This window comes from Streptomyces griseorubiginosus (assembly GCF_017614965.1).
In the GTDB taxonomy this organism is placed as follows: domain Bacteria; phylum Actinomycetota; class Actinomycetes; order Streptomycetales; family Streptomycetaceae; genus Streptomyces; species Streptomyces griseorubiginosus_B.
Map to the genome: position 1 here is coordinate 1 of NZ_WVUG01000374.1, position 7,801 is coordinate 7,801.

A 7,801-nucleotide genomic window follows, 5' to 3' on the forward strand; every position below is an offset into this window, starting at 1 on the left:
CCCGTATGCACCGCCGCCCCCCGGGTGCCCCGAGCCACCCGGGCGGCTACCGCGAGCTCTCCGGCCGTGAGGTCGAGGTGCTGAGACTGGTCGCGGAGGGCCAGTCGAACAAGGCGATCGGCGTCTCCATGGGCCTGTCCGCGCTCACCGTCAAGAGCCACCTCGCCCGGATCGCCCGCAAGCTCGGCACCGGTGACCGCGCCGGGATGGTGGCCGTGGCCCTGCGCACCGGCATCATCCACTGAGACGGGCGGGCCTCGGTGTCCATATCCGTGAACCAGGGCTTTCGTCGAACTGACTGGTTTGCGACCCTCAGGCGCCCGCCGACGGAACGTTCCGTCGGCGGGCGCCGTCCATCCACAGATACCCTTGACATGTGACCGACGCCCAAGAAACCGCAGCAGACGCATCACTGCGAACCACCGGAGGCGCCCCTCCGGACGACGGCGGATCTTCTGACACCGGGGCGCCGATCCCTCTGCTGGAACCGCGCGAGGGCATTCCGCCCGTGATCGCCGACGCCGAGTCGCTGGCCGGGACGATCGCCGCGTTCGCCGCCGGTTCCGGCCCCGTCGCCGTCGACGCCGAACGCGCGTCCGGCTACCGCTACGGCCAGAAGGCCTATCTGGTGCAGCTGCGCCGCGAGGGCGCGGGCACCGCGCTGATCGATCCCGTCGCCTGTCCGGATCTGTCCGGGCTCGGCGAGGCGCTGTCCGGCGTCGAGTGGGTCCTGCACGCGGCCACCCAGGACCTGCCCTGTCTGCGCGAGATAGGCATGGTGCCGACGCGGCTGTTCGACACCGAGCTGGCGGGGCGGCTCGCCGGGTTCCCGCGGGTCGGCCTGGGCGCGATGGTCGAGGGCGTCCTCGGCTTCGTACTGGAGAAGGGGCACTCCGCGGTCGACTGGTCGACCCGGCCGCTGCCCGAGCCGTGGCTGAGGTACGCGGCGCTGGACGTCGAGCTCCTGGTCGATCTGCGCGACGCGCTGGAGAAGGAGCTGGACCGGCAGGGCAAGCTGGAGTGGGCGCGGCAGGAGTTCGACGCGATCGCCGCCGCGCCGCCGGCCGAGCCGCGCAAGGACCCCTGGCGCCGGACGTCCGGGATGCACAAGGTCCGCCGGCGCCGCCAGCTGGCCGTGGTGCGGGAGCTGTGGCAGACGCGGGACCGGATCGCGCAGCGGCGGGACGTGTCGCCGGGCAAGGTGCTCAGCGACGCGGCCATCGTCGAGGCGGCGCTCGCCCTTCCGGCGAACGTGCACGCGCTGGCAGCGCTGAACGGCTTCGGGCACCGGACGGGGCGGCGTCAGCTGGAGCAGTGGCAGGCCGCCGTCGACCGGGCGAAGGCCCTGCCCGAGGCCCAGCTGCCGGCCCCCGGGCAGCCCGTGACCGGGCCGCCGCCCCCGCGGGCCTGGGCCGACAAGGACCCCGCGGCCGCGGCCCGGCTGTCCGCCGCGCGGGCCGCGGTCTCGGCGCTGGCCGAGACCCTGAACATGCCGCAGGAGAACCTGATCGCGCCGGACACCGTGCGGCGGGTCTGCTGGGAGCCGCCGGCGGTCGTGGACGCCGAGTCGGTGGCGGGCGCGCTGGCCGGGTACGGGGCGCGGCCCTGGCAGGTCGAGCAGGTGACACCGGTCCTGGTGGCGGCGCTGTCCGCCGGGACCTGAGGTCTCTACGTCGAGATCACGCCAAGATCCTGGGACGGCATGGGGAGCGAGGGGATGCGGAAGTCGTCGTAAACGGATATCCCGGATGTGACCTTCACCGCTCCCGCCTGCAGGGCTGTGCAGCTACGTTACTCATAAGTAGCATGGGACTGAGCGCGCGCTCAGCGCGGCCGCAGCAGTGCAGATCCCGCATCTGGAGGAGAGCCATCGTGCCTCGTACCGTCAGGGACGTCGTCTTCGTCGACGGCGTCCGTACCCCGTTCGGCAAGGCGGGCCCGAAGGGCATCTACCACGAGACCCGCGCCGACGACCTCGTCGTGAAGGCGATCCGGGAGCTGCTGCGCCGCAACCCCGGTCTCGACCCGAAGAAGATCGACGAGGTCGCCATCGCCGCGACCACGCAGATCGGTGACCAGGGCCTCACCCTCGGCCGCACGGCCGGCATCCTCGCCGGGCTGCCGCAGTCGGTGCCGGGTTACTCGATCGACCGTATGTGCGCCGGTGCGCTGACCGCCGTCACGACCACGGCCGGCTCCATCGCCTTCGGCGCCTACGACGCCGTCATCGCCGGCGGTGTCGAGCACATGGGCCGCCACCCGATGGGCGAGGGCGTCGACCCCAACCCGCGCTTCGTCAGCGAGAAGCTGGTCGACGAGTCGGCGCTGTTCATGGGCATGACCGCCGAGAACCTGCACGACCGCTACCCGCACATCACCAAGCTGCGCGCCGACGAGTACGCCGTGCGCTCCCAGGAGAAGGCCGCCAAGGCCTACGCCAACGGCAAGATCCAGGCCGACCTGGTCCCGATCTCCGTGCGGCGCACGAACCCCGAGGCCGGCGAGACCGGCTGGGGCCTGGTCACGGCCGACGAGCCGATGCGCCCGGGCACCACCCTGGAGAACCTGCAGGGCCTCAAGACGCCGTTCCGCGTCCACGGCCGGGTCACCGCGGGCAACGCGGCCGGTCTGAACGACGGCGCGACCGCCTCGATCATCGCCTCCGAGGACTTCGCCCGCGAGAACGGCCTCCCGGTCAAGATGCGCCTGGTCTCCTACGCCTTCGCGGGTGTCGAGCCCGAGGTCATGGGCTACGGCCCGATCCCGGCGACCGAGAAGGCCCTCGCCAAGGCCGGTCTGTCGATCGAGGACATCAACCTCTTCGAGATCAACGAGGCCTTCGCCGTCCAGGTCCTGGCCTTCCTCGACCACTACGGCATCGCCGACGACGACGAGCGCGTCAACCAGTACGGCGGCGCCATCGCCTTCGGCCACCCGCTGGCCTCCTCCGGCGTCCGTCTGATGACGCAGCTGGCCCGCCAGTTCGAGGAGCAGCCGAACGTCCGCTACGGCCTCACCACCATGTGCGTCGGCTTCGGCATGGGCGCGACGGTCATCTGGGAGAACCCGCACTTCGAGGGGGACAAGTGAGCACCACCGCTGAGCTTTTGAAGGGTGCGGCCGAGCTGTTCCCCGACGAGGTCGTCACGTCCGCGCACGTACGCCACCTCGACCTGCCGTTCGGCGCCGGGCGCTTCGCGCTCATCACGCTGGACAACGGCTTCGACCACACCAAACCGACCACCTTCGGCCCGGCCTCGCTGGCGAACCTCAACACCGCCATCGACCAGGTCGAGAAGGAGGCCGCGGCCGGCGAGATCGTAGGTGTCGGCATCACCGGCAAGCCCTTCATCTTCGCCGTCGGCGCCGACCTCAAGGGCGTCGAACTGCTGAAGGAGCACAAGGACGCGCTGGCCATCGGCAAGGGCGGCCACGAGGTCTTCAAGCGCCTCGGCGGCCTCGCGGTGCCGACCTTCGCCTACTACAACGGTGCCGCGATGGGCGGCGGCGTCGAGGTCGGCCTGCACTGCCAGTACCGCACGGTGTCCGCGGCCCTGCCCGCGTTCTCCCTGCCCGAGGTCTTCCTCGGCCTGGTCCCCGGCTGGGGCGGCTGCACCCTGCTGCCGAACCTGATCGGCGCCGACAAGGCCGTCTCGGTGATCATCGAGAACAGCCTCAACCAGAACAAGCAGCTCAAGGGCGCGCAGGTCTACGAGCTGGGGATCGCCGACGCCATCTTCGAGGGCGCCGACTTCCTGGAGCAGTCGCTGCTGTGGACGGCGGCCGTCCTCAAGGGCGAGATCGTCGTCGAGCGCCCGGTCGTCGACCGCGGTGAGGCCTGGGACCAGGCCGTCGGAAAGGGCCGCTTCATCGCGGACTCCAAGGTGCACGGCGCCGCCCCGGCCGCCTACCGCGCCCTCGACATCATCGCCGCCGCCAAGAACGGCGACCTGCAGCAGGGCTACGACGCCGAGGACAAGGCCCTCGCCGACCTCATCATGGGCGGTGAACTGCGCGCCGGCATCTACGCGTTCAACCTGGTGCAGAAGCGCGGCAAGCGTCCCGCGGGCGCCCCGGACAAGAACCTGGCGCGCCCGGTCACCAAGGTGGGCGTGGTCGGCGCGGGCCTGATGGCCTCCCAGCTCGCCCTGCTCTTCCTGCGCCGCCTGGAGGTGCCGGTCGTGCTGACCGACATCGACCAGGAGCGCGTCGACAAGGGTGTGGGCTACGTCCACGCCGAGATCGACAAGCTGCTCGGCAAGGGCCGTATCAACCAGGACAAGGCCAACCGCCTCAAGGCCCTGGTCACCGGTGTGCTGGACAAGGCCGAGGGCTTCGCGGACGCCGACTTCGTCATCGAGGCCGTCTTCGAGGAGATCGGCGTCAAGCAGCAGGTGTTCGCGGAGGTCGAGGCGGTCGCCCCGGCGCACGCGATCCTCGCCACCAACACCTCCTCGCTGTCGGTGACGGAGATGGCGTCGAAGCTGAAGAACCCCGAGCGGGTCGTCGGCTTCCACTTCTTCAACCCGGTCGCGATCCTGCCGCTGCTGGAGATCGTCCGCGGCGAGCAGACCGACGACGCGTCGCTCGCGACCGCGTTCGCCGTGGCCAAGAAGCTGAAGAAGACCGCGGTTCTGGTCAAGGACGCCCCGGCGTTCGTCGTGAACCGCATCCTCACCCGCTTCATGGGCGAGATCCAGAACGTCATCGACGAGGGCACCCCGGTCGAGGTGGCGGAGAAGGCGGTGGAGCCCCTGGGCCTGCCGATGTCCCCTCTCGTCCTCCTGGAGCTGGTCGGTCCCGCGATCGGTCTGCACGTCTCGGAGACCCTCAACCGGGCCTTCCCGGACCGCTTCACGGTCTCCCCCAACCTCAAGGCGGTCGTCGAGGCGGGCAAGCGCGGCTTCTACGTCTACGACAGCGGGAAGCCGGAGCTGGACCCGGAGGTCGCGGCGCTGCTGAAGCAGGGCGACAGCGTCCTGACGGAGGAGCAGGTCCGCGAGCGCGTCCTGGACGCGGTGGCGCAGGAGATCGGGCTCATGCTCGACGAGGGCGTCGTCGCGGAGGCCCAGGACATCGACCTGTGCCTGATCACGGGCGCCGGCTGGCCCTTCCACCTGGGCGGCATCACGCCGTACCTGGACCGCGAGGGTGTCTCCGAGCGCGTGAACGGCAAGAAGTTCCTGGCTCCGGGAGTGGCGTCGGTTCCGGCGTAACACCCTGACAGCGCGTGAAGAGGGCCTCCGCCGCCGGGCGGAGGCCCTCTGTCGTTGCATACCGGGCTTCGTCGCGAAGAGGGCGGTCACACCTCGCGCCATGCCTCCAGGGCCAGGCCCGGTTCGGACTTGCGGCGGGTGAGGAGGAGTTGGCCGGTCGACGGGGACAGCGTCGCCGCCACCACGCGGTCGTCCTGGTCCACCGTCAGGGAGACCGTGGCGTCCGAGGGCAGCGCCGGTCCGGAGTCGGTCCACCAGGCGCCCGCCGACTCCTGCTCCGTCGGGTACGCGGCGAAGGCGATCCGGCCGGCCGCCGAGCGCTGGGCGAGCAAGGTGCAGTCGTGGCCGTCGAGTTCGCAGCGGACGGCGGAGACCGGACCGGGCCCGGCGGAGGGCAGCAGGGTGACGGGCTTGGCACCCGGGCGCCAGGCGCACAGGTCGCCCGAGTCGTCGGTGTAGAAGAGCGTCGTGCTGTCGGGGGACGTGGCGAGGGCGCGCAGGGTGTCCGGGCGGACCGGCGCCTCCATCGCCTCCTCCAGGGTGAGCGCGCCGCCCGGTTCCTCCTGCCGCCAGTGCAGGATGCCGCCGGGCACGGCCGCGTACAGCTCCACGCGTCCCGACTCCCCCGTCACCGCCGCCAACTCCCCTTGGACGTCACGTCCCTTGAGGTCCGTCCAGGGCTGCCAGCCGCCCTTCTCCTTCTGCGCGGCCAGGCTCACCCCGCCGGCCTTGTTGCGGACGAAGACATGGGCGCGGCCCTGCGCGTCGACCGTGACGGCGGGCGGGCCGGTCAGGGCGCCCTTCTTGTCGGGGTGCCCGATGGACGCCCAGTCGAGGGCCGCGAGCCGGGGCCGGAAGTGGGTGGAGTGCACCAGACCCGCCTCACCGGCCGTCGTGGGGCGCCAGCACACCAGATGGGCGTAGAGGTCGCGGCCCTGTCCGACGGCGCAGGAGGACGGGTGCAGCTTCTGCTCGCCGCCGACCCTACGCGGGTCCGTCCAGGGGCCGCCGGGGGCGCGTTCCGCCCGGCACAGCACGGCATCGTCCGTCGGGAGGTACACACTGAGCCGGCCGTCACGGCCGCGCAGAAGCCAGTCGCCGTTCACCAGTTCACTTTAAGCGGCCGCCCTGACGCCGCGCGGTCCGGCCCCACCGGGGCGCGTGCCCGACGCGCACGAGGGGGTACTGAACCGGCAGGCTGTTCCCGAGCAGCACCGCACACACTCGGCAACGACGTGAGAAGGAAGCCGATCTCATGACCGACAAGCTCATCGTGGGCGTCCTCGGTACGGGCATCATGGGCGCCGCCATGGCCCGCAACCTCGCCCGCGCCGGACACACCGTCCGCGCCTGGAACCGCACCCGCGCCAAGGCCGAGCCGCTCGCCGCGGACGGGGCGCACATCGCCGACACGCCCGCGGAGGCGGTACGGGGCGCCGACGTGGTCCTGACCATGCTGTACGACGGTCCGGCGACCCTGGACGTCATGCGCGAGGCCGCCTCCGGACTGCGGTCGGGCGCCGCGTGGGTGCAGTCGACCACCGCCGGGATCGACGCGGTCGCCGACCTGGCCGCGTTCGCCGCCGAGCGGGGGCTCGTCTTCTACGACGCCCCGGTGCTCGGTACGCGCCAGCCCGCGGAGGCGGGGCAGCTGACCGTGCTGGCCGCCGGGCCCGTCGAGGGGCGGGGGGCGGTGGAGCCGGTGTTCGACGCGGTGGGCGCGCGGACGGTGTGGACCGGGGACGACGGTGGGGCGGGCAGCGCCACGCGGCTGAAGCTCGTGGCCAACAGCTGGGTCCTCGCGGCCACGGCGGCGGCCGGGGAGGTGCTGGCCCTGTCGAAGGCGCTGGACGTCGATCCGGCCGGCTTCTTCGACCTCGTCGCGGGCGGGCCGCTCGACATGGGCTACCTCAGGGCCAAGGCCGGGATGATCCTCGAAGGGCGGCTCTCCCCCGCCCAGTTCGCGGTGACCACGGCCGGCAAGGACGCCCGCCTCATCGTCGAGGCCGGCCGCGCCAACGGCGTACGCCTGGACGTGGCCACGGCCACCGCCGAACGCATGGAACGGGCGGCGAGCCAGGGGCACGGCGACGAGGACATGGCCGCGGCGTACTACGCGAGCTTCGAGGAGAAGCCGACGGACTGACGTACGACGGGCGGACGGCTCCGGCGACCGCTGTGCGAACCTTGCCCCATGAGTGAGAGCGACCCGCTGCTGGTGATCGTCGACGGCGCCAATGTCGTCGGGTCGGTGCCCGACGGGTGGTGGCGGGACCGGCGGGGGGCCGCGGAGCGACTGCGGGACCGGCTCGCGGCGGACGGTGTGCCGGGGCACGCCGGGCCCGTGGAGATCGTGCTCGTGGTCGAGGGCGCGGCGCGCGGTGTGACGCCGGTGCCGGGCGTGCGGATCGAGTCGGCGCCGGGCAGCGGGGACGACCACATGGTCGCGCTGGTGGCGGCCGCGGGCGACCGCCCGGTCCTGGTGGTGACCGCCGACCGGGAGCTGAGGCGCCGGGTGACGGAACTGGGCGCGGAGGTGACGGGCCCCCGAACGGTCAGACCGACCTGACGCCCACCCACCGCCC

At 72.1% G+C, this 7,801-nt stretch carries 7 protein-coding genes; 6 read left to right on the forward strand and 1 reads right to left on the reverse strand.

Annotated elements, in window-relative coordinates:
- The 4 genes from GRC12_RS39295 to GRC12_RS39310 form a co-directional block, all read left to right on the forward strand.
- A partial coding sequence (locus GRC12_RS39295; RefSeq protein WP_138897404.1) for a response regulator transcription factor occupies nucleotides 1-245 on the forward strand: 245 nt, incomplete at its 5' end.
- A 131-nt stretch (nucleotides 246-376) separates the two neighbouring features.
- The gene (locus GRC12_RS39300; protein WP_208785231.1) at nucleotides 377-1,663 is read left to right on the forward strand and encodes a ribonuclease D; all 1,287 of its coding nucleotides are present in this window, start codon (nucleotides 377-379) and stop codon (nucleotides 1,661-1,663) included.
- Between the two features lie 209 nt (nucleotides 1,664-1,872).
- A complete protein-coding gene (locus tag GRC12_RS39305; protein WP_208785233.1) occupies nucleotides 1,873-3,090 on the forward strand; it encodes a thiolase family protein in 1,218 nt (405 codons plus the stop codon).
- Nucleotides 3,087-5,216: a 3-hydroxyacyl-CoA dehydrogenase NAD-binding domain-containing protein gene (locus tag GRC12_RS39310; protein WP_208785235.1), complete on the forward strand. Its 2,130-nt coding sequence runs from the start codon at nucleotides 3,087-3,089 to the stop codon at nucleotides 5,214-5,216. The genes GRC12_RS39305 and GRC12_RS39310 overlap by 4 nt, the downstream gene beginning before the upstream one ends.
- Before the next feature lie 86 nt (nucleotides 5,217-5,302).
- On the opposite strand, the gene GRC12_RS39315 is transcribed toward GRC12_RS39310, so the two are convergent.
- Nucleotides 5,303-6,322 carry a hypothetical protein gene (locus tag GRC12_RS39315; RefSeq protein ID WP_208785237.1) on the reverse strand — a complete coding sequence of 340 codons (1,020 nt, stop codon included), beginning with the start codon at nucleotides 6,320-6,322 and terminating at the stop codon, nucleotides 5,303-5,305.
- Between the two features lie 149 nt (nucleotides 6,323-6,471).
- Between GRC12_RS39315 and GRC12_RS39320 the strand changes: the two genes are divergently transcribed.
- Nucleotides 6,472-7,362: an NAD(P)-dependent oxidoreductase gene (locus GRC12_RS39320; protein ID WP_208785239.1), complete on the forward strand. Its 891-nt coding sequence runs from the start codon at nucleotides 6,472-6,474 to the stop codon at nucleotides 7,360-7,362.
- 48 nt (nucleotides 7,363-7,410) lie between these two features.
- Complete coding sequence (locus GRC12_RS39325) at nucleotides 7,411-7,785, forward strand: NTP pyrophosphohydrolase (protein ID WP_208785241.1); 375 nt, start codon at nucleotides 7,411-7,413, stop codon at nucleotides 7,783-7,785.
- The last annotated feature ends 16 nt before the right edge of the window (nucleotides 7,786-7,801 follow it).

Excerpts from the sequence above, each read along its gene's own strand:
- GRC12_RS39320 (WP_208785239.1), top strand. The coding sequence starts at position 6,472 with ATGACCGACAAGCTCATCGTGGGCGTCCTCGGTACGGGCATCATGGGC.
- GRC12_RS39325 (WP_208785241.1), top strand. The coding sequence starts at position 7,411 with ATGAGTGAGAGCGACCCGCTGCTGGTGATCGTCGACGGCGCCAATGTC.